This window comes from Psychrobacter sp. AOP7-C1-14 (genome assembly GCF_052376135.1).
Classification (GTDB): domain Bacteria; phylum Pseudomonadota; class Gammaproteobacteria; order Pseudomonadales; family Moraxellaceae; genus Psychrobacter.
The window spans coordinates 1-20,997 of record NZ_JBQSVH010000021.1 but is presented as its reverse complement, the minus strand read 5'-3'; the positions used below and the strand labels follow the sequence as shown (position 1 = coordinate 20,997).

17 protein-coding genes and 1 tRNA gene are annotated in these 20,997 nt (G+C 43.2%); 13 read left to right on the top strand and 5 right to left on the bottom strand.

Annotated features, from left to right (window positions below):
* Positions 1 to 151: 151 nt before the first annotated feature.
* Both ACT3QN_RS11835 and ACT3QN_RS11830 read right to left on the bottom strand, forming a co-directional pair.
* Positions 152 to 1,618: a tyrosine-type recombinase/integrase gene (locus tag ACT3QN_RS11835; RefSeq protein WP_444529233.1), complete on the bottom strand. Its 1,467-nt coding sequence runs from the start codon at positions 1,616 to 1,618 to the stop codon at positions 152 to 154.
* A gap of 160 nt (positions 1,619 to 1,778) precedes the next feature.
* Positions 1,779 to 1,855, bottom strand: a tRNA-Arg gene (locus ACT3QN_RS11830).
* A 352-nt stretch (positions 1,856 to 2,207) separates the two neighbouring features.
* Here ACT3QN_RS11830 and ACT3QN_RS11825 point away from each other — a divergent pair.
* The 4 genes from ACT3QN_RS11825 to queF all read left to right on the top strand — a co-directional run bounded on the left by ACT3QN_RS11825 (position 2,208) and on the right by queF (position 5,897).
* Complete coding sequence (locus tag ACT3QN_RS11825) at positions 2,208 to 2,864, top strand: c-type cytochrome (protein ID WP_444529232.1); 657 nt, start codon at positions 2,208 to 2,210, stop codon at positions 2,862 to 2,864.
* Between the two features lie 317 nt (positions 2,865 to 3,181).
* Complete coding sequence (locus tag ACT3QN_RS11820) at positions 3,182 to 4,144, top strand: ABC transporter ATP-binding protein (RefSeq protein ID WP_444529231.1); 963 nt, start codon at positions 3,182 to 3,184, stop codon at positions 4,142 to 4,144.
* A gap of 29 nt (positions 4,145 to 4,173) precedes the next feature.
* Positions 4,174 to 4,947, top strand: a complete 774-nt coding sequence (locus ACT3QN_RS11815; RefSeq protein ID WP_444522863.1) for an ABC transporter permease — start codon at positions 4,174 to 4,176, stop codon at positions 4,945 to 4,947.
* Positions 4,948 to 5,012: 65 nt separating this feature from the next.
* Entirely contained in the window at positions 5,013 to 5,897 is an 885-nt protein-coding gene (gene queF, locus ACT3QN_RS11810; protein WP_444529230.1) for an NADPH-dependent 7-cyano-7-deazaguanine reductase QueF, read from the top strand.
* 106 nt (positions 5,898 to 6,003) lie between these two features.
* Here queF and ACT3QN_RS11805 read toward each other — a convergent pair whose 3' ends face one another.
* Positions 6,004 to 7,722 (bottom strand): proline--tRNA ligase, encoded by a 1,719-nt coding sequence (locus ACT3QN_RS11805; RefSeq protein ID WP_444529229.1) that lies wholly within the window; start codon positions 7,720 to 7,722, stop codon positions 6,004 to 6,006.
* A 607-nt stretch (positions 7,723 to 8,329) separates the two neighbouring features.
* Between ACT3QN_RS11805 and ACT3QN_RS11800 the strand changes: the two genes are divergently transcribed.
* Complete coding sequence (locus ACT3QN_RS11800; RefSeq protein WP_444529228.1) at positions 8,330 to 9,070, top strand: DUF4230 domain-containing protein; 741 nt, start codon at positions 8,330 to 8,332, stop codon at positions 9,068 to 9,070.
* Between the two features lie 19 nt (positions 9,071 to 9,089).
* On the opposite strand, the gene ACT3QN_RS11795 is transcribed toward ACT3QN_RS11800, so the two are convergent.
* On the bottom strand, positions 9,090 to 10,712 hold the full coding sequence (locus tag ACT3QN_RS11795) for a cryptochrome/photolyase family protein (protein WP_444529227.1): 1,623 nt from the start codon (positions 10,710 to 10,712) through the stop codon (positions 9,090 to 9,092).
* A gap of 201 nt (positions 10,713 to 10,913) precedes the next feature.
* Between ACT3QN_RS11795 and ACT3QN_RS11790 the strand changes: the two genes are divergently transcribed.
* The 8 genes from ACT3QN_RS11790 (at position 10,914) to ACT3QN_RS11755 (ending at position 19,701) form a co-directional block, all read left to right on the top strand.
* Entirely contained in the window at positions 10,914 to 11,597 is a 684-nt protein-coding gene (locus ACT3QN_RS11790) for a phosphoribosylanthranilate isomerase (protein WP_444529226.1), read from the top strand.
* 86 nt (positions 11,598 to 11,683) lie between these two features.
* A complete protein-coding gene (gene trpB, locus ACT3QN_RS11785; protein WP_444529225.1) occupies positions 11,684 to 12,958 on the top strand; it encodes a tryptophan synthase subunit beta in 1,275 nt (424 codons plus the stop codon).
* A gap of 157 nt (positions 12,959 to 13,115) precedes the next feature.
* Positions 13,116 to 13,604, top strand: coding sequence for an HNH endonuclease (locus ACT3QN_RS11780; protein WP_444529224.1), 489 nt, complete (start codon positions 13,116 to 13,118; stop codon positions 13,602 to 13,604).
* A gap of 24 nt (positions 13,605 to 13,628) precedes the next feature.
* A complete protein-coding gene (gene trpA, locus ACT3QN_RS11775; protein WP_444527206.1) occupies positions 13,629 to 14,453 on the top strand; it encodes a tryptophan synthase subunit alpha in 825 nt (274 codons plus the stop codon).
* A gap of 529 nt (positions 14,454 to 14,982) precedes the next feature.
* Positions 14,983 to 15,918: an acetyl-CoA carboxylase, carboxyltransferase subunit beta gene (gene accD, locus ACT3QN_RS11770; protein ID WP_444529223.1), complete on the top strand. Its 936-nt coding sequence runs from the start codon at positions 14,983 to 14,985 to the stop codon at positions 15,916 to 15,918.
* 176 nt (positions 15,919 to 16,094) lie between these two features.
* A complete protein-coding gene (gene folC, locus ACT3QN_RS11765; protein WP_444529222.1) occupies positions 16,095 to 17,468 on the top strand; it encodes a bifunctional tetrahydrofolate synthase/dihydrofolate synthase in 1,374 nt (457 codons plus the stop codon).
* Between the two features lie 248 nt (positions 17,469 to 17,716).
* Positions 17,717 to 18,919: an SPOR and LysM peptidoglycan-binding domain-containing protein gene (locus ACT3QN_RS11760; protein WP_444529221.1), complete on the top strand. Its 1,203-nt coding sequence runs from the start codon at positions 17,717 to 17,719 to the stop codon at positions 18,917 to 18,919.
* A gap of 251 nt (positions 18,920 to 19,170) precedes the next feature.
* Complete coding sequence (locus ACT3QN_RS11755) at positions 19,171 to 19,701, top strand: DUF2726 domain-containing protein (RefSeq protein WP_444529220.1); 531 nt, start codon at positions 19,171 to 19,173, stop codon at positions 19,699 to 19,701.
* Between the two features lie 81 nt (positions 19,702 to 19,782).
* Here ACT3QN_RS11755 and ACT3QN_RS11750 read toward each other — a convergent pair whose 3' ends face one another.
* Positions 19,783 to 20,754 carry a DUF1853 family protein gene (locus tag ACT3QN_RS11750; protein WP_444529219.1) on the bottom strand — a complete coding sequence of 324 codons (972 nt, stop codon included), beginning with the start codon at positions 20,752 to 20,754 and terminating at the stop codon, positions 19,783 to 19,785.
* Positions 20,755 to 20,997 lie beyond the last annotated feature (243 nt).

Genomic DNA, 20,997 nt, shown 5'->3' with positions numbered 1-20,997 from the left:
ACCCTTACACCCTTAATCATAATAGGAGCAAGGCGGTGACAGTTTAAGGGTGTGAATATCTGTCGTTCGGGAGCAACCCCTAGCCTTGCAATTGGTATCGATAGCGATTGGCGCTATCAAGTTCAGTTTGTCAGTCCAATACTGACGGTATTTATTGAAGCTGCTCTGCAAGTTTCATTAAAACTTCTTTTGATATCCCTTGCGCTTTCAAGCTCTTTATCAGAGCGTCCTTGTCATGCATGGCTATATCAGTCGCTTGCTTATTCCTAATCTGTATTTCTTCTGCTACCTCATCAGGCGTCAACAAATCAAAGTTAATAGCCTTGCCAGCACGTAGGTCGTCCAAATAGTCAGCCCATTGGTTCATCATTACCTGTCTTTCGAGTAGATGGGCCGATAAGTCATATCGCTTTTTGACGCTTGATTGCTCAAGATGGGCAAGCTGTATTTCTATGATGTTCTCCGGGAACTGCAACTCATATAATCCTGTGCTGGCAAGCTGCCTAAAACCGTGGCCAGTCATCTTGGGGTAGGGGTCACCTGTATAGCCCATTCGTTTTAATGCCTGATTGAACCAACCCTCGCTATATGGCTTGCCGCTTTCAAAGTTGTAGAACACGTAACCTGTTCGTTCTGTTAGTGGTCGCATACGCTCGATAATAGCTACTGCTTGCGGTGACAATGGGATGATATGTTCTTGTCGCATTTTCATCTTGTGTGCCGGTACGCGCCAGACGCTTTTATGATAGTCAATTTCTGACCATTCAAAGAACCTCAGCTCTTTAGTTCTCACGAAACATAGTGTCATGAGCTGCAAGCCAGCCACTGTCTGCTGGTGCGCGTTTGGGTGCTTCTTTATATAGTTATCTATGTTACGTAGTAGTTCGGGGAATTGGTGCTGCTCAACGGCTTTCATGCGCTTGGCTTTGTGAGGTCTTAAGGCTTTATTACGTCCGCTGGCGAGGTTGATAATGTCATAGCCTAGAGTATTGATAGCATGCTCAAAGATGGAGCTGATAAGTCCCATACACTTATGAGCAGTCTCTGACGTGTATTTACCTTGCTTCTCAAAATCTGCTTGAATATCTAATCCTGTTTTGATCACATCTTGCGCGGTGATAGCGCCAATAGGGTATGAACCCAAACGTTTTAGAATATGGTTATCTAAAAATCCTTGCAGCTTTTGTACGTTCTTTGATGTGGTTTCTGATTTTTCGTCTAAATAGCTTTTCGCTATGGTTTTAAACAAATCTCTTTGTTCATAGTTATTTTTTAAGTGGTTCTTATGTTCAGTGGGTTCGATACCATCAGCAAGCAATGCTTTGGCTTTATCACGTGCCAGCCGCGCTTGTTTTAATGATATTTCAGGCTTGAACGCTGCATCAGCGTTTTGTTTGCAGGATTTATAAACACCGATTTGATAGGTTCTCTGTTTTGGCTTTATATCTTTATCAGATTGATAACGATAGGTCATTTGCCAAAATAATGTGCCATTGGTGTGTTGGATTAGGTATAGGTTATTACCATCGCCATGACGAGTGATTTTATCTGGCACCGGTTGTTTGGCGATTGCTTTCACGCCAGCGTCGGTTAGCTGATAATCTTTTCTTTTGATCATGACATCACCATGAAGTGTTAAACGTTTTTTAACAACTATTTTAACAACATTGTAGTGGTGCTGCTAGGTAATGGCAAGTAATCTTGTAAGACAGAAAGCTTTGAGACTAAAGGGATAAGGGCTTAGAAGGTAATGCGAGGTTATGTGTAAACATGGGGATTGGTGCGCTCGGCGGGAATCGAACCCACGACCCTCGGCTTCGGAAACCGATACTCTATCCAACTGAGCTACGAGCGCATATGATAACGATATGTCTGACTATCATATTCAGATGAGCATGATAACTAGCATAAGGTGTCTAAAAATAAAGACCGCTTAGTCTAACAAATAAAACGCATAAAGCCAATAAATGACAGTTGCGATTGAGGTTTTTTAAGAAAAAACAGCCAAGTCATTAAACAAGCATGGCAATTTACCTGCCTTTTCCCTTATAATGTTGGGGAGAATTCATATTTATAATCACCGATTGCAAGCGTGCTGGTACGCGGGATGGCTATCTGCTATTGAAGACTTAGAGGTCGTCAAAGGAGGACAGACAGAATGTCCGAGCCGTACCAGTCCTTGCATATGTAATAAGAGAACGTGACGAATGAGAAAAGTAGTTATGTTATCGGCAGCTGCCATTCTAGGAATCGCTAGTATCGCGGTGAGCCAAGCTGAAGATATTGTAGACACTCCTGTAACTGCGTCAGACGTAGCAGAAGGCCAAGAGGTCGTAGAAGCTGCTCCTGAAATGCTAGGTGATGAGCCCCAAGCTGCTGCAGATACGACAGATGGTGCTGAGCCTACTGACGAAGCTGCTCTAGCAGAAGGCGAAGAAACTGCTGCTGCAGCGCCTGCCGACGACGAAGAGCCAATCCCGCAAGATACACCGCAAGTGCAGAAATTAATTGCTTTGTATCCTAATTTGATTGCTCGTATTCAGCCGGTTGCCAATATCTGTTTTGAAGATGATGAAGTTTGCGATGTAACGGCACGCTCATCTGGCCCATCTGCTGGCGACGGTCCTCGTGATGGTAAAGCGGTATATAACGCTGTATGCCAGACTTGTCATTCAGCAGGCTTATTAGGCTCTCCTATCTTTGGTGATGCTGGTGCTTGGGGTCCACGTATTGCAAAAGGTAAAGAGACGCTATATACCCATGCTATCAATGGTTTCAATGCGATGCCTGCTAAAGGCGGCGCGGATATCCCTGATGAAGAAGTCCAAAATGCCGTAGATTATATGGTTGCAGAAGCTAGCTAATCTTTATTGATTAATTGCTAAGCTTTTATGATCTATATCTATAAAGCGCCTATTTCAGTAATGAGATAGGCGCTTTTTCATGATGAGTATTATTAATATGGTACTTCAAATATAAGGCAGTTGAAATTCGCCATTGGTAGCCTCATTTTATGAGATTAGTTCACTTATTACAGTACATTGTTTCTTTTAGATAGTAGAGTGTGTTGAACATTTCTGTACGGCTTCTGCCCATATGATAACGATAGTTGAATGTTCAACACGGCCTATTATTCTAAAATCGCATTTTATATAAACTGATAACAAATAAAGAGGTCTTCATGTCTGATGCACCAGCACTCTCTATAAAGAACTTATCCAAGACCTATGATAATGGCTTCTCGGCATTAAAAGGGGTTGATCTAACGGTACCACAAGGCGGCTTCTTTGCGTTACTTGGACCGAACGGCGCGGGCAAATCTACCATGATTGGTATTATTAGCTCATTGTTTAAGCCAACCACTGGTAGCGTTCATATTTTTGGGACAGATTTATTAGAGAATCCTTCGATTGCTAAGCAATATCTTGGCGTTGTACCACAAGAATTTAACTTTAATATGTTCGAAAAAGTCGAAGATATCCTGATTACGCAAGCGGGATATTTTGGTATTCCAGCAAAAGAAGCCAAACCACGTGCAAAGAGACTATTAACTGCGCTAGGACTATGGGATAAGCGCGGTAGCAAATCACGTGAGCTATCTGGTGGTATGAAACGCCGTTTAATGATTGCGCGCGCATTGATTCATAAGCCAAAATTATTGATTCTAGATGAGCCAACTGCTGGTGTCGATATTGAGCTTCGTCGCTCGATGTGGGAATTTATGCAGCAAATTAACATCGAAGAAAAAACCACTATTATTCTGACGACTCATTACCTCGAGGAAGCTGAGCAGCTGTGTAAACGTATTGCTATCTTGGATCACGGTGAGATTCGTATCAATACGGAAATGAAAGAGCTACTGGCACAGCTGTCCGTAGAAACGTTTGTATTTGATTTGGATACACCGCTCACTGAGCAGTTGGCTCTGACAGGAGTCACGGGCGTATCACAACCAGATGAACAGACGCTAGAAATTACCTTGACAGAAGGTGAGTCACTAAACGGTGTCTTTGATCAACTATCTGAGAAAGGTGTCAGTGTGGCGAGTATGCGTAATAAAGCCAACCGATTAGAAGAGTTGTTTATGCGCTTGGTAGACAAAAACATTCAGAGTGCAGACAGCATGAAGGAGGCGGGATTATGAGTCAGGAACTAGTCGATCATAATAAAACCATGTCATTGAGCAAAAAATGGATTGCGTTTCGCACTATTTGGTTGAAAGAAGTGCGCCGTATTTTACGTATTTGGCCGCAAACATTGCTACCGCCAGTTATCACGATGAGCTTGTATTTTGTCATCTTTGGTAAGATGATTGGCTCGCGTGTGGGAGAGATGGGCGGTGTGCCATACATGCAGTTTATTGTACCTGGCCTGATTATGATGTCGATCATTACCAACAGCTACTCTAACGTGGTCTCAAGCTTTTTTAGCGCCAAATTTACTTCCAGTATTGAAGAGCTTTTGGTCTCACCAGTATCTAAGCATGCTATTTTGATGGGTTATATCAGCGGTGGTATCTTCCGTGGACTGGCCATCGGTGTGATTGTCTCGATAGTAGCGCTATTCTTCACGGATCTTGGTATTGAGCATTTATTTGTGACTGTATTTACAGTACTTGGCACATCTATCTTGTTTTCATTGGGCGGCTTTATCAACGCCGTATTTGCCCGTTCATTCGATGATATTTCTATCGTTCCAAGTTTTGTTTTGACACCATTAACCTATCTTGGCGGTGTGTTTTATTCGATGGAAAATTTATCTCCGTTTTGGCAGAATGTCTCGCTATTGAACCCTATCGTCTATATGGTGAATTCATTCCGTTACGGTATTCTTGGCTATTCTGATGTCAATGTCTGGTATTCAATGGCGGCTATTTTTGTATTCTGTGCGATATTCTATACCATCGCCTATCGCTTGCTAAGTAACGGTTCGCGCGTGCGTCTGTAGTACGCATTATTTGCTGAACATATTATTTAGGGCAAATTTTAAACAGATTAATATTAGGAAAACAGATGAGTATTCACGGTATCTTGGGTGAGCAAACCACAGACTATCCAACTGAGTATAGCCCAGAGACGCTATATCCTATTGCGCGCAGCATGGGACGTGATGCGATTGGTTGGCAAGATGATAAATTGACCGTCGGGGTAGACTGGTGGCAGGCTTTTGAGATATCTTGGTTGAATCAGCAAGGTATCTCGCAAGTAGCGATTGCGCGCTTTGGTATTCCTGCCAGCTCACCATTTATCGTAGAATCAAAATCGCTTAAGTTATATTTGAATAGTATCAATTTTACAGAGTTCGCCAGTTGGAACGATGTACAAGCGTTGATTGTAAAAGACCTGTCAGATTGCTTGCAAGCAGATGTACAAGTAGCATTATTTGGATTGAACGATGACTTGAATGACAAAGCTACAGGGTTACTTATTGCTCAGCCCGAAGGGGTTTGTATTGATGAGGCGCTAGCAGATAGCACGGACAAAGTTGCATTGACTGAACATCCTGACGCGACCTTGCTAAGAGGAAACGAAATAGAGGCGAGCAGTGAAAGCGTGGCAAGTGATAGTACGCAGCCGTACATCTTCTATTCCAATCTGCTACGTAGTAATTGTCCAGTGACCAATCAGCCAGACTGGGGAACGTTAGCCGTATCGATTACGACTGATAAGCCTTTTAATAATGCAAATATGCTACGTTATATATTGAGCTTCCGTCAGCATAACGGCTTTCATGAGCAGTGTGTTGAGCAGATATTTGCTGATCTAAGCCGGTATTATGAGCCAAGCACATTGATGGTCCGCGCATGGTATACGCGCCGAGGTGGTATCGATATCAATCCTTGCCGTGTTAGCGATATCAGTTTATTGCCACAGCCGAGTCGCCTAATCCGCCAGTAAATTCTAGTTAAAAAGTATAATATCGAATATTTTTAAGCTCATAAAAAAGCGCCTATCTCACATAATGAGATAGGCGCTTTTTGTTATATAGTCTCTATTTACAAAACTATTTACTGCTTACTTTTGCCATGACTTCTTCGCGGCTTAGCATTTGCTTTTCAGCTTCACGGCGATTGACGTATTCATACTTACCTTCAGCCAAGTTACGGTCTGAGACTACGATACGATGCGGAATGCCAATTAACTCTAGATCAGCAAACTTCACACCTGGACGCTCGTTACGATCGTCAAGCAGTACATTGATACCTTGTGCTTTTAGCTCTTCATACAGCGCTGTTGCCGTTTGCATGACGGTTTCTTCTTTTGATTTCATCGGTATGATGGCGACTTCAAAAGGAGCGATTGAATCATCAACGGTTGGTGTGGTTGGCCACATGATACCGTTTTCATCGTTGTTCTGCTCAATAGCAGCGGCAATGATACGGCTCACACCAATACCGTAGCAACCCATCATCAGCGTGACTGGCTTGCCGTTCTCACCTGATACGGTACAGTTCATTGCCTGTGAGTATTTATCACCTAATTGGAAAATATGACCGACTTCGATACCACGTTTGATTTTGAGCGTACCTTTGCCATCTGGAGAAGGATCACCTTCTTCTACATTGCGCACATCAACGATACGAGTGATGCGAGTATCACGTGCCCAGTTCATGCCGATAGTATGTTTGTTCACCTCATTAGCACCGCAAACAAAGTCTGACAATGTGGCGGCTGAACGATCAACAAATACAGGCATGTCCAGGTCGACACCGATATAGCCTTTGTGCAGGCCAGCGGCTTTTAGCTCTTCGTCAGACGCTAGGGTTAATGGTACGTTGGCTTCTTCAATTTTCTCAGCTTTAATGGTATTGAGCTGATGGTCGCCACGTAACACGACAGCAATCAATTGAGGCTCATCATCTTCAGTATGACCATGGACAATTAAGGTTTTGACCGTGGTTTCTAATGGTACATCTAAATGCTCAGCCACCATTTTACAGCTGGTCATGCCTTCGGTTAGAACGTCTTCACGCTCCATTTTTGGTGCTTGACGCTCGGCAGTGCTGACTGATTCTGCCAGCTCAACGTTGGCAGCATAGTCAGATGAGTCCGAAAACGCAATATCGTCTTCGCCGCTATCTGCTAATACATGGAACTCATGGGATGCAAAACCACCGATAGAGCCTGTATCTGCTTGTACTGCACGGAAATCTAAGCCCAATCGGGTAAAGATGCGAGTATAAGCATCATACATATCATGGTAAGTCTTGGCCAATGACGCTTGATCCACATGGAATGAGTAAGCATCTTTCATGGTGAACTCGCGTGCACGCATCACACCGAAGCGTGGACGAATCTCGTCACGGAACTTACCTTGAATCTGAAAAAAGGTAATCGGTAGTTGTTTATAACTACGCAGCTCACCTTGGGCAAGATTGGTAATGACTTCTTCATGCGTTGGGCCAAGCACAAAGTCGCGATCATGACGGTCTTTAAAACGCAATAACTCAGGACCATAATCATCAAAACGTCCGGTCGTCTGCCAAAGCTCAGCAGGCTGAGTCATCGGCATAAGCACTTCTTGTGCGCCGACGTTCTGCATCTCTTCACGAACAATGCGTTCGACCTTTTGTAAGATGCGTAGACCCATCGGCAACCAAATGTACAATCCAGAAGCAATCTTGCGGATAAGACCAGCACGCACCATCAATTGGCTTGAGGCGATGTCGGCGTCACTTGGGGTTTCTTTTAGTGTGGCAAATAAAAATTGACTGGCTTTCATAAATAAAGCGTAACCTTATCAACGATAAAAAAATAAGAAATAGTAGGATGTTGAGCGTATGGCTAATCGTTTCATTGCCGCCGCAAGCTTACCTTTATCACTTAGCAATAATCTAGGGTTTTTCCTAGTTACCAATTTGCTTATACACAAAGCACATCAGTAAAAACTGCTCTCACAAAAGAGAGACAAATTCGATTTGATGTATCAATATGCCAAAAATGCAATATATTCAGGTTAGAAACCTGATAAGTGCTTTAAGACTGACATTTTATTCATACAATCTGACTATGTTAGGTAAAGTTCGCCTAAGACGCAATGAATTTTTTTCTTTTCAGACCGAACGCAATGCAAAGGTTTCAATAAGGGGCAAATAATTGAGTTGTTCGTATGATTTTATAGCGAAAGTACTGCTTATTTTGGCGACAGTTTATTAAGATGGTCGCGTAGAGATTTATGCATAAGGTTATGTAGAGGAATGGTAGCTATTACTTGAAGTTGCTGCACAATAGTCGCATTTATAAATTAAATATCTGCTCTGGTTTTACAATGCTATTTTGCAATGCTGTTAGCCTTACAAGAACGATGCAATATTATAAAGGTAGCTTCTATGGATAATCCTGATATGAATAACGTCAATGCTACTCAAAAGCCTGAAAAACGATCTGTTGCTACGATGTCGTGGGTGATATTACTCATTGGTTTGGCAGCGATTGTCTTCGCCATTTATAGTGCGCAAAATAAACCAGAAGAAGCGCCGATAGAAACGATTACTCGCGAAGGTGTGGTCACGCAAATTCAGCAGTTAAATCGTTTACATACTGTCGCATTTAGTGTCGATACAGTGATTACGAGCGAGCGACCAGGAAGTTGGATGAAACTGTGGCAGGATGAGCAAAAAGCATTGTTTATTGCCCATGGTCGCGTAGAGGCAGGCGTGGATTTGAGTGCATTAACGCCTGAGATGGTACAGATAGTGCAACCTGCTCAAACTAATACTGATGACAAGCAAGCAACTAATTCCAACTCACCAGCTGCCACTATGCCGCAAATCAATATTACTTTGCCGCCCACAGAGATATTTTCAGTATATCTAGATGATATCGAGATTTATGACTGGCAAACAGGGGCTTTTGGTATGATGCAAGTCGATCCTAAGATATTGGCGCAGGCACAGACTATGGCCAAAAAAGAGGTGTTAGAGCGTGCCTGCCGAGGTGACGTCATGGATATGGCGCTGCAAAATGCGCAAACGCAATTGCAGCAGCTATTTACACTCACGGGAGCTATGGTAACAGTTACCACTCAAGGTGCAGGTGCGTGCCAGCTGCCAGTCACTACCAATGGCTAAGCTGATATTTGTTTTTGAATTAAGCTTCTTTTTTGAATTCGGCAATAGCTAGCTTGCGTACCGACTTATGCTCGACCATCGGTGCAGGGTAGTCAACATCAGCAAACTTACCACCTTTTGCCAATTCTTTACGCATTTTGTCTTCGTTATGCAAAATACTATTAGGAACCTCTTTTAATTCTGGTAGCCACGTTTTGATAAATAGGGCCTTTGGGTCACGCGTATTGGCTTGGCTAAAGGGGTTCATAATACGGAAGTAGGGCGCTGAATCCGTACCTGTTGACGCGCTCCACTGCCAGCCGCCGTTATTGGAGGCAAAATCCCCATCTGTCAGCTGCTGCATAAAGTAGCGCTCACCCAAGCGCCAATCAATCAGCAAGTCCTTTGTTAAAAACATCGCTGTGACCATGCGCAATCGATTATGCATAAATCCCGTCGCATTTAAGCAGCGCATCGCTGCATCTACGAGCGGTACCCCTGTCTTACCAGTGCACCATGTTTTAAAGTCATCTTTATCATATGACCAATTAACCTTAGTATCGGTGTCTTCTTTATAGGCTTTATGACGGATTAGGTTTGGTTTTTCTACGAGCACATGACGATAAAAGTCGCGCCACGCAAGCTCACTTATCCAGCGATTGATATCTTCATTATCACCATCGTTACCGTGTAGCTTTTCTTGTGCTTTGCTCGCTTGTAGATAGCATAGTCTAGGACTTATAGAGCCAATAGTGAGATAAGCCGATAGCTGACTGGTGGCGTGTAAATGGGGAGCATCGCGACTGACATCATAATCGTTGATATCATCGTCAACGAATGCTTCTAGACGCTGGCAAGCAGCAGATTCCCCAGCTGGATAGGTGTCTCTTGCTTGGTTAAGCTGAGTGCTCATATCGACATGCTGCAAGGACTTGTTCTTTTCTAATGTCTGCTGATAGTCACTGAGCATCTCTTCACTTAGTGTTTCGATATCGTCAACTGTATTAGCAAATGTTTGCGATGATTTTAGTTTGATTTTATAATCGCTATCCACCGCTTGCGCTTCATGCATTTGAATGGTGCTGACGTCCAACGTATGTCGCCATTTTTTATAAAATGGGGTAAAGACTTTATACATACTATCGCCATCGTTAGTCGTGATACTTTGCGGTGGCAAAATGCACTGGTCATGCCAGCGGACAAACTCGATATCGTCTTTTGCAAGCTGCTTGGTTAATTGTTCATCACGATCAATCTCATTGCCTTCGTACTCGTGATTGGCCATGACGCAGCTGATCTCATTATCTTTGCATAAAGTTGTGAGCGCCTCTACACAGTCAGCAAAGCTTGGACAGAGCTGTACTGTCAAAGTGACGTTCAAGTTCGATTGCAATTCCTTTGCTAAAATAGGTAGCGTGCGAGCAATATGATCGACTTGTACAAGAGACGTATCATGCGCTTGCCACTGCTCAGGGGTCAGAAAGAATACGGCAGACACGGAGGCGTTTTCTTCCTTTGCACGTTCGCAAAGCGCTGCTAAAGCGGTATTGTCATGGATACGTAGGTCACGACGAAACCACATCAAGTAATGCGGTGGATTTTTGCTATTAGCATTGTTGTCGGTATCATTATTATTCGCCGCTGTCTGTGCAGTCTTAGACATCAAAGTATTCCCATATTAATCAATCGCAATCATAAATAAAACTAAGGATAAAAGTATGCTAGGATAAGTTTTTGGATGCAATGGCTTTGCCGTTTGGTTAACAAAACCTCATCACATCTAACAATTTATCTTTAGCTTGAACCTATCTGATGCCGCTATAATCGGTGTCATATTTAGTATCATGAAACGCAAGGTCACAAAATGCACGTCAAGTTTTGCGGGTTTACTCAGCTTAGTGATATACAGACTGCTGCACAATTAGGTGCAGACGCAGTAGGCTTGGTTTTTTATCCACCAAGCCCCCGCGCGGTCACGATAGAACAAGCGCAAACTCTAAGCGCTGCCGTACCTGCTTTTGTCAGTGTGGTGGCACTAGTGGTTAATATGTCTGAAACTGAGCTGATCAATTTAGCAAATGACGTCTCTTTTGATATTATTCAGTTCCATGGTGACGAAACACCTGAACTGTGTGAGCAGCTGGCAGGTATGGTCAATAAACGCTGGATTAAAGCGTTGCGTATCAATGCTGATGCAGATAGTGCTGCTAGTGTCAGCGCTCAGATTGATGAGTTTGCAGCAGCAGGGGCGAGTAGTATCTTATTAGATGCTTATCATCAGCATAAGTATGGCGGTACAGGCGCACGTTTTGATTGGAGTTTGATACCAAAGGACAGCTCGCTACCGATTATCCTAGCGGGTGGACTGGATGCCGAAAATGTTGCTAGGACTTTAGAGCTGCCTATCTATGCAGTTGATGTCAGCGGCGGTATTGAAGTGGATAAAGGCAAAAAAGACGCTGCCAAGATGAAAGCGTTTATGAAAGCGGTAAAACGCGACCGATGGCAAAATGCGACGCCTAGCGAACCTTCGAACATAAGTAGCTAGTTTACAACCAGCTCTATAACTCGTTACTTACCCTATTTCTTTCTTATTTATTCTAAAAAATACCACTTATTACAGTAGGAATTACCATGAGTCATGTCGATAATAAAAATCCATCTGCCACCGCACAATCTGTCAATACGTTTACCAACCCAGCAGACGTAAATGACTTTAATCAATACCCTGATGCCCGCGGGCATTTCGGTGTACACGGCGGTCGTTTTGTCTCTGAGACTTTAATGGCTGCCCTAGAAGAGCTAGAGACGCTCTATACCAAAGTAAAAGCAGATCCTGCATTCTGGGAAGAGTACCACAACGATTTGGTCAACTATGTTGGTCGTCCAACGCCGCTATATCATGCCAAGCGTTTGAGCGATGAGATTGGCGGTGCGCAAATTTACTTTAAGCGTGAAGACCTAAACCACACAGGCGCGCACAAGGTGAATAACACCATTGGTCAGGCGCTGCTTGCCAAAATGTGTGGCAAAAAACGTATCATTGCTGAGACTGGCGCAGGACAGCATGGTGTGGCGACGGCAACGATTGCCGCACGCTTAGGGCTAGAGTGTATCGTTTATATGGGTGCTGACGATGTCGAGCGTCAAAAGATGAACGTCTATCGTATGCGCTTGCTTGGCGCAACGGTTGTACCAGTGACTTCTGGCTCACGTACGCTCAAAGACGCGATGAATGAAGCCATGCGTGACTGGGTAACCAATGTAGATAGCACGTATTACATCATTGGCACGGTCGCAGGTCCACATCCTTATCCGTTATTGGTTCGTGATTTCCAAGCGATTATCGGTAAAGAAGCACGTATTCAGCATCTAGAAAAAACAGGCAAAATGCCAGATGCATTGGTTGCCTGTGTCGGTGGTGGTTCAAATGCTATTGGTTTGTTCTTTGATTTCCTAAACGATACTGACGTTAAAATGTATGGCGTCGAGGCGACAGGCGATGGTATCGAGTCAGGTCGTCATTCAGCGCCACTGGCTGCTGGTCGTATCGGTGTATTACATGGTAACCGCACTTACCTAATGGCAGATGATGATGGTCAGATTCAAGAAACGCATTCTATTTCAGCGGGTCTTGATTACCCTGGTGTTGGTCCAGAGCATAGTTTCTTAAAAGATATGAAGCGCGTGGAATATGTCGGTTGTACTGATAAAGAAGCGCTAGAAGGCTTCCATGAAGCCACACAAAAAGAAGGTATCATTCCTGCACTTGAGACGTCTCATGCCATCGCTTATGCACTAAAACTGGCTAAAACCATGACACCTGATCAAACGATCATCGTTAATATGTCAGGTCGTGGTGATAAGGATCTGCATTCAGTCATGAAGGCAGAAGGGATTGAGATGTAGTAACGAGTATTTTAAATAAGTAATTATTTTCTATAATTGATCGTAAAGCCTTCTACTAAAAAAGTAGAAGGCTAAATAATATAGTTAATGAAATCTTATAGTCTTCAACTACTGAGCTCTCTCTATCCTATTTTTTACCTACAAGAGGTATAGGTTGATGGCAAAAGTCACACCTTCCATGGCAAAAAACCAGATTAAACGTAGTTTGCTTCAGATCGTAGATTCACATCCGAATAAAACGCAAAAACAGAAAATATGGTGTTATTTTAGTAATTGTTGTGCGTATTGTGACGTAGATATTGACCCTAATAGTCGTCAGGGACATCTTGATCATCTATTAGCGGTTCAAGATGGTGGTAGCAATGATATCTATAACCTTGTATTGGCATGTCACATTTGTAATGGCGATGAAAAAAGAGAGACGCCATGGCGTGAATTTTTGATTAATAAGTGTAAGAACTTATCTGATAATATTTATATGGAACGAGTAGTAAAGATAGAGACATGGCAAGAACAGTCAATTATGAGTCAAATAGATTCAGAAATATTGGCTAGAATGAAAGCTATTATAGATGAAGCTAAAGCTAACTTTGATCAGTCAGTAGAAAAAATGCGTATATTGCGTGACTCTATAACTACGAATTAATTTGATAATAATTAAGAGACCACTATGACCAGAATTGAAAGTACCTTTGAAACCTTAAAATCACAAAATAAAAAAGCCCTGATTCCTTATGTAATGGCAGGCGATCCTAATCCGACGACTACTGTAGGTTTGTTGCACGACTTAGTGAAACACGGCGCAGATATGATCGAAGTTGGTTTGCCATTTTCTGATCCAATGGCAGATGGACCAACCGTTGCTTTGGCGGGTGAGCGCGCATTGGCAGCAGGTACGAGTACTCGCAATGCACTAGAAATGGTTGCAGAGTTCCGTCAAACCGATACGCAGACGCCAATTATTCTAATGGGTTATCTCAATCCTGTTGAAATCATCGGTTATGACAACTTTGTCGCGCTATGCGAGCAGTCAGGCGTCGATGGTTTGTTGATGGTAGATTTGCCACCAGCAGAAGCGGGCAGCTTCACTCAGCATTTGACCGATCATTCTATGAATGAGATTTTCTTATTGTCGCCAACGACGTTGCCTGAGCGCCGTGAGCAAGTATTGACCCATTGTGGTGGCTATATTTATTATGTATCACTAAAAGGCGTCACTGGTTCAGCCACGCTCGATACCGATGATGTTGCAACCCAAGTTAAAGCAATCAAAGCGGAAACAGATCTACCAGTATGTGTTGGTTTTGGTATTCGTGATGGTGCCTCTGCCAAAGCGATCGGTACTCATGCAGACGGCGTTATTGTTGGTAGCGCATTGGTACAGAATTTTGCTGACATTGATGCCAATGATACTGCAGCGGTTGCGAATGCACAGCAGAACATCATGGCAAAAATGGATGAGCTACGCTCGGCATTAGATAGTTTAAGCGCTTGATAGTGATTGCTTTAGTACTGCTGCTATTAAGATGATAGTGTAGTGATAGCGACTTTGTTTTAGCGTTTGATTGAAGTAATAGAACAAAGGTCATGATTGATTTGATGCGGCGATGTGATGTCGAAACAGTTATTTAAAGAAGTCGTGATGTCGAAACAGTTATTTAAAGAAGTCGTTATTTGAAATCGCAAATTAAAAATGTAGCTATTGTTTACTCAAAGTATTTACTGCAAAGCTTTATGTGAAGACAATATCAAATGACTTTGCTAAAATTAGTTTACGAGTGTAAACTAACACCACTATTATATGGTGTCTGATAGCAGCGATTTGTTCGCATTTTTTATTGGCAAATACGTTATCTATCAACAAACGGGTAATCAAATTTTCGATATATAAAATATATTTGTGAGTATGTCGCATAACCGCTCATGTTATGACTGTATTAGACGCTTTGTTTAGACAACCATTAAACTTTCAATGACAAGCGAATGAGCAAACTTGTCGATAAGCCTTTACGATGGCAAATAATATGACTGATACAATAACAAAACCTGATAACAATACTGCTAAAGCCGGCCCAAACAGCAATGCGGATACGCAATCATGGCTCAACCGTCCTATTCCTGGTGTTAAGCAGCAACTGACTGCACAACTGACTGCGGTAGAGACTGAGCCGTCAACCAAGTGTAGTAATTGTCACTCGATGATTACCAACACGGCACTGATTTTTAACTGCTATGTGTGTCCACATTGCGATCATCATCTACCAATGAGTGCTCGTGAGCGTTTGAACTGGTTACTAGATCAAGTAGACGGTGAAACGGGACAAGAATTTACGGCAAAAGACCCGCTAAGCTTTGTGGATAGTAAGCCGTATCCTACGCGCATGAGTGAAGCACAAGGAAAGACAGGCGAGTCTGAGGCGTTGGTTGCTATGTATGGCAAACTACGTAATCTTGATATCGTTGCCTGTGCTTTTGACTTCCGCTTTATGGGTGGGTCAATGGGTTCGGTCGTTGGCGATCGTTTCGTCCAAGCAGCTGAAAAAGCCCTAGAGCAAAAAGTACCTTTGGTTTGCTTTGCTGCCTCTGGCGGCGCACGTATGCAAGAAGGCCTGTTGTCATTGATGCAAATGGCACGTACAGCAGCAGCAATTGAGCGTTTAAGAATCGCTGGGATTCCTTACATTGTGGTATTAACCAATCCTGTGTACGGCGGTGTAACTGCATCATTGGCGATGTTGGGTGATATCCATCTAGCAGAACCAAAAGCGATGATTGGCTTTGCTGGTAAGCGTGTGATCGAGCAGACCGTACGTGAGACGTTGGAAGAGCCGTTCCAGCGCGCTGAGTTCTTATTAGAGCATGGCGTAGTAGATGAAGTGGTACATCGTCATCAATTAATTGATACGATCTATCGTTTGCTTGCAAAACTATGCCGCGTACCAAATGTAGATGCTCAATAAGGTAAGTCCTTCAGCATAATGAGTCATTTATTGAGTGCATAATGACTTAGCTGCATGCTAATATCTACTGCATATGCAAGACCCTCTAATAGCATTTATCGTCATTGCACGGTAAATGCTATTTTTGGTTTTAGCGAACACATATATTTTTATTAAATTTTATATAGGTTTTATTCATGTCTGACCTTTTAGCATCTGATCACAAAAGCCCTAACGCCCATAGCCCTAATGAAAGTGCTAGCCTAACTGAATGGCTCGATTATATGCAGCAGATTCATGTGTCTGCGATTGATATGGGGTTGTCACGTGTACTGCCTGTCGTAGAAGCGTTAGGAGTGGTGCAATCAGCCAAAGATGAGGCTTATGTATTTACTGTAGCAGGTACTAATGGTAAAGGCTCTACAACCGCTGTTATCGCCGAAATGTGCAAAGCCGCAGGTTATAAGACGGCGCTATATCAGTCGCCACATCTTAGCGCTTTCAACGAGCGGGTGCGTATCAATGGTGAGATGGTCAGCGATGAGACACTGATTGAGGCTTTCAGCAAAGTAGAAGCAGCACGTTTACAGTGCGATTTGACGTTATCGTTCTTTGAGATGACCACACTAGCAGCGCTACTGATATTCGCTGAGGCAGACTGCGATGTATGGGTACTAGAAGTAGGATTAGGTGGACGTCTAGATGTGGTCAACATTATCGATCCTGATATGGCAGTCATTACTAATATTGGCATCGATCATGTTGATTGGTTGGGTGACAATGTCGAGGATATTGGCCGCGAAAAAGCAGGTATTTTACGTAGCGGCATTCCTCTAATTTATGGTGCTACTGAGATGCCAGACAGTGTGCAACAAGCCATCGATACTCAGCAGGCAACTTGTTATCAGATTGGACAAGATTTTAGCTGCCGCGATATTGATTCAACGAGTTGGCAATACAGCAATGCGGCAGTTACCTTGCAATTACCACCTCCTGCGCTATCGCTGACCAACACCGCCAATGCATTGTCAGCCGTATTGGCAAGCCCATTAGATGTCGATATTGCTGCTATTAAGCAAGCGCTACAAACTGTCAAATTAGCCGGTCGCTTCGATTATCGTGAAAGCCATAGTCGCCATTGGTTATTTGATGTCGCGCATAATGAGCAAGGCGTTGAGTTCTTACTAGCCCAGCTATTACTATTTTGGCAGCAGCATCTAACCAAGTATAGCAATCAAAATAGCTCAGCGAATGTCCCGACACCGAAGATAAACATGCTATTTTCTATGTTGGGTGACAAGGATATCGACAAGGTTGTACAGCGTTTAACTCAGGCAGGCTTACCGATTAATGATTGGTTTATTGCTGAGATTGATTATCCCCGTGCCGCGACTACTGAGCAGCTGCAAGATATTTTGGTTGAATATATTGATAATACCAGTATATATGAGTTTGATAGCTTGCATACAGCGACCCATGCAATGATAAAGGCGAGCCAACCACAAGACCTTATCGTCGTATGTGGCTCGTTTCATACGATTGGTGAAGCATTGAATGCACTTAGCGTATGAGAATTTAAGTTAAAGTAGCGCCTGTTTAATGTTAATCTTAGTCATAGCTTGATAGCAGACAGCATGAAAAATATGCTTTATAATCAAAACGATTTGCCAGACTGCTATAAGAGGGTCGGCATGAGTTTTGAACCTTGATGGCAGTAACTGGCGGTAAGAGACTATGATTAAAGCGATTTGATATATTGCTTTAGGATAGTCGCTGCGACGCTCAATCAACCTTATTACCAACTAAGAGACGTAAACGGATGAACTTTTCGAGACAAGCCTTATTGGGCATTGGGATGATTATCGGCGGTAGCGTGATGCTATACGCCATGGTGCAACAGATTGGTGATAGCGACCAACCAGAGCCGATATCTGCAATGGTCGACAAACTAAGCGCGGAGCAAGAGTCTCCTCAGCCACTCACGACTGATATCGAGACAGAAAAGCGTATCCTTGCGCAAAAGCAAAAAGAGCGTGCAGCACGCGTTGCAGAGCAAGAAAAACGTGCAAAAGAGTTTTTGACAGAGCAAGAAGTTGCCGAAGCAGAAGCGTTGGCTAAGGCACGTGCTGAGAGTCAGCAATATGTTGCCAATAGCGCGCCAGCTAATGAAGAGACTACCAGTACAGAGTCTAAGGACGTTTCTACAGATCCAACGGTTCAGCCTCGTACTGATAGTGAGACGACTACTGATACTACAAAACCTAGTGACACCGAGAAGCAAAAGGCTGCCCAAGAGCAACAAGAAGCTCAAAGGCAAGCTGCTCTCAAAGAGCAAGCGGCTGCCAAGAAACTTGCCGAAAGCAAAAAACAAGCGGAGGCAGAGAAACTAGCAGAAGCAAAAAAGCAGGCTGAAGCCCAAGCAGCGGCTGAGAAAAAAAGAGAAGCAGCTGAAGCGGCTAAAAACGAGCCACCAAAATCGCCTTCTGAGTACCAAATTAAAAGAGGTGATGGACTCATCAAACTGGCAAGGCAATACAACATACCCGTTGAAGTATTGGCTCAAGCCAACAATATATCACCATCTGCAGCGCTACAGCTGGGTCAAAGCATTACCATACCATCGAGCAAACAAGTGCAACGTCTAGAGCGTGAAGCGGCTGCCGCTGAACAAGCGCGAGAGAAGAAGCGTCAACAAGAAGAGGCACTAGCGAAAAAATCTGCCGATGCTAAACGTGAAGCGCAGCAAAAACTAAGCGAAGCTCGTAAAGAGGTTAAAGAAACCGATGCGAAAGGTAGCTTTGGGGTGCAAGTGGCACTAGCAAATGACCAGTCCAAAGCAGATGAATTGGTAAAAAGATTCCAACAGGCCGGCTATCAGGCCAAAACCAGTCGTACCAGTCGCGGTGTACGAGTCATCGTAGGACCTGAGCGTGGTAAAATTGCCGCACTAGCCCTAAAAGATAAAATTAATAGTGATCCTAAGGTCGATACTACTGGTGCTTGGGTGCTTTACTGGCGTTAAGGTAGAGCATTTCTAACGATCTCGATTCGACTTTTATTTACTTTATATGAAAACACGACAAATACTGTCGTGTTTTTTGTTTTATAGATTGCTGATTAACCCAACCTTAGTTAAGATGAGCGCCATTTTTATAATCTGTCGTTGTATAACCTGTCAGCCTATGTAGGCTGACTTGTCGTGGTCGGCGCATTATTAATTGCCATCAATAATGATAATTAGCCCATCACTCTCATATTTCATAAGGTAGAACCATGTCTTTTGGTGTTATATTTTTAATATTAGCTGTTGGGTTTTTGGGGTTGATTACGTTACCAAAGCTGTTAGCAAAGCGGCCCGTCGTTGAGCCAGACCCAAAGCCAGTGCGTGGTGATGAGTTGGCTATTTGGCCATTTGCGCCGATGCCAATTATGACCAATACAGAAGTGATATTTTTTAATAAGTTAAAAAACGCTCTTCCTGAATACCATATATTTGTCCAAGTGCAGTTATCACGGATTATTGAAGCCAATAGTAGTGAGACATCAGAGCGTAGCTTTTGGTTTAATCGTATATGTCGCCAGAGCGTTGACTATGTGATCGTGGATATCGATGCCCAAACGACACTAGTTGCTATCGAGCTTGATGACTGGACGCATAGTAGTAAAGCCCGCCAAAAAGCGGATGATAAAAAGGACAAAGCGCTTGCTAGTGCAGGTATTGCGATGGTGCGGTTCCATGCTGAGCGTATGCCCAGTACAGATATGCTTAGGTATGAGCTAATGCAGGTGATTGAGAGTTACTAAGTATTCTATGAAAGCCGTCCGATTATCAAAACTAGAATATTCTCTAAGCGACTACTTTTCAAAATTCTAGGCTAATTAAACTTATCTATCGATTTGGTCTGACTGTCTTGGATAAATGACAATTGGTCGACTACCTTCAAAATATAAACCTGTTTTAGGTCGCTCGTTATCTGACCAAACCATTTGCTGATTATCGTAAACATTTCGCTCATCATAAAAGTCGCGCTTGGTGAACCATTCAATATAATGCGCGGCTCGCAATACTGTAGCGTCAATAGTCGCAAGACCTTTCGTGTCTCTCTTATCACACCATTCATGTATCGGAAAGCTTGGCGTTAGCCAATATGGCCAGTCATAATCACCGTAATCATTTGTATTAATCGGTAAAAAGAATCGGCCTTTAATGACTCCGTAGCGCTTATCTATTTTTACCTGTCCGTGATTTTCCGTATTTACCCATACTGCTCGAAACTGCTTGGTCTGCATGTGGGTTATTTTGCGCTGTAGATTATCATTGGAGTTAATGCCAACCCAGTTCACAGGCTCAAATGGTGCTGACCCCATGAAAAACTTAATGGCCAGCTCCCAATGTTCAACCAGCTGTTCTGCATGGTTATACAAAATCAAATCTAGCTCGCCAGTCGTCTGCTTACCATTATAGAGCTGCACATTATTAGCCAGTGTCTCATACGGATGCAGCTTGCGTGCAAATCCATCCTCTAACCAAAATGACATCAATCCTTCAAAGTGAAACCCTAGTCGATTGGGGCTGGGGCGCTTGAGTAAATAGCGAGTCAGCGCTTGATAGTCAGTGGTGGTGTCTAGCTCCATTAATCGTTTTACATACGCTTCAAACTGCGCCTGCCAGAAACTAGCACTATGTACTGAAATAGCATGTGTGTTCTCATGCGGTGCAAAGTCTAGCCACTGAGTTAAGACGTTAGGACACGCCAGTACATAAGCCAAATCACGCACATAAGGTCGGCGGTAACGCTCCCAAGGTGCATTATCTATACGGCGATTAGATATAGGTTGATTGACAGGCTCGATCATAGAGTAAACCAGTGTGAAGGTGTAGCATTTACCCTAACGGCTCGCTCTATAAAAGTCTATAGATGACAAGTATCCGCTAGGGTAGTGCTCAGTTTATTGGCGCTAAAATATGATATTAATATGATAAATATGAATGCTGATATCAGGTGGTGATAGTAGGTAGGGTAATAGAATACTGAGTACCATTTTGAGTATTGGCAGTAGTCGTTTTGATATGTTGTTAGGCGCGTCGTGCGGTGGTTG

Bases quoted from the DNA above. Each gene is read 5' to 3' on its own strand.
- ACT3QN_RS11755 (WP_444529220.1), top strand. From the start codon at position 19,171: ATGTCTTTTGGTGTTATATTTTTAATATTAGCTGTTGGGTTTTTGGGG.
- ACT3QN_RS11835 (WP_444529233.1), bottom strand. From the start codon at position 1,618: ATGATCAAAAGAAAAGATTATCAGCTAACCGACGCTGGCGTGAAAGCA.
- ACT3QN_RS11750 (WP_444529219.1), bottom strand. From the start codon at position 20,754: ATGATCGAGCCTGTCAATCAACCTATATCTAATCGCCGTATAGATAAT.
- queF (WP_444529230.1), top strand. From the start codon at position 5,013: ATGAGTATTCACGGTATCTTGGGTGAGCAAACCACAGACTATCCAACT.
- ACT3QN_RS11825 (WP_444529232.1), top strand. From the start codon at position 2,208: ATGAGAAAAGTAGTTATGTTATCGGCAGCTGCCATTCTAGGAATCGCT.
- trpB (WP_444529225.1), top strand. From the start codon at position 11,684: ATGAGTCATGTCGATAATAAAAATCCATCTGCCACCGCACAATCTGTC.
- ACT3QN_RS11800 (WP_444529228.1), top strand. From the start codon at position 8,330: ATGGATAATCCTGATATGAATAACGTCAATGCTACTCAAAAGCCTGAA.
- ACT3QN_RS11805 (WP_444529229.1), bottom strand. From the start codon at position 7,722: ATGAAAGCCAGTCAATTTTTATTTGCCACACTAAAAGAAACCCCAAGT.
- trpA (WP_444527206.1), top strand. From the start codon at position 13,629: ATGACCAGAATTGAAAGTACCTTTGAAACCTTAAAATCACAAAATAAA.
- accD (WP_444529223.1), top strand. From the start codon at position 14,983: ATGACTGATACAATAACAAAACCTGATAACAATACTGCTAAAGCCGGC.
- folC (WP_444529222.1), top strand. From the start codon at position 16,095: ATGTCTGACCTTTTAGCATCTGATCACAAAAGCCCTAACGCCCATAGC.
- ACT3QN_RS11820 (WP_444529231.1), top strand. From the start codon at position 3,182: ATGTCTGATGCACCAGCACTCTCTATAAAGAACTTATCCAAGACCTAT.
- ACT3QN_RS11760 (WP_444529221.1), top strand. From the start codon at position 17,717: ATGAACTTTTCGAGACAAGCCTTATTGGGCATTGGGATGATTATCGGC.
- ACT3QN_RS11795 (WP_444529227.1), bottom strand. From the start codon at position 10,712: ATGTCTAAGACTGCACAGACAGCGGCGAATAATAATGATACCGACAAC.
- ACT3QN_RS11790 (WP_444529226.1), top strand. From the start codon at position 10,914: ATGCACGTCAAGTTTTGCGGGTTTACTCAGCTTAGTGATATACAGACT.
- ACT3QN_RS11815 (WP_444522863.1), top strand. From the start codon at position 4,174: ATGTCATTGAGCAAAAAATGGATTGCGTTTCGCACTATTTGGTTGAAA.
- ACT3QN_RS11780 (WP_444529224.1), top strand. From the start codon at position 13,116: ATGGCAAAAGTCACACCTTCCATGGCAAAAAACCAGATTAAACGTAGT.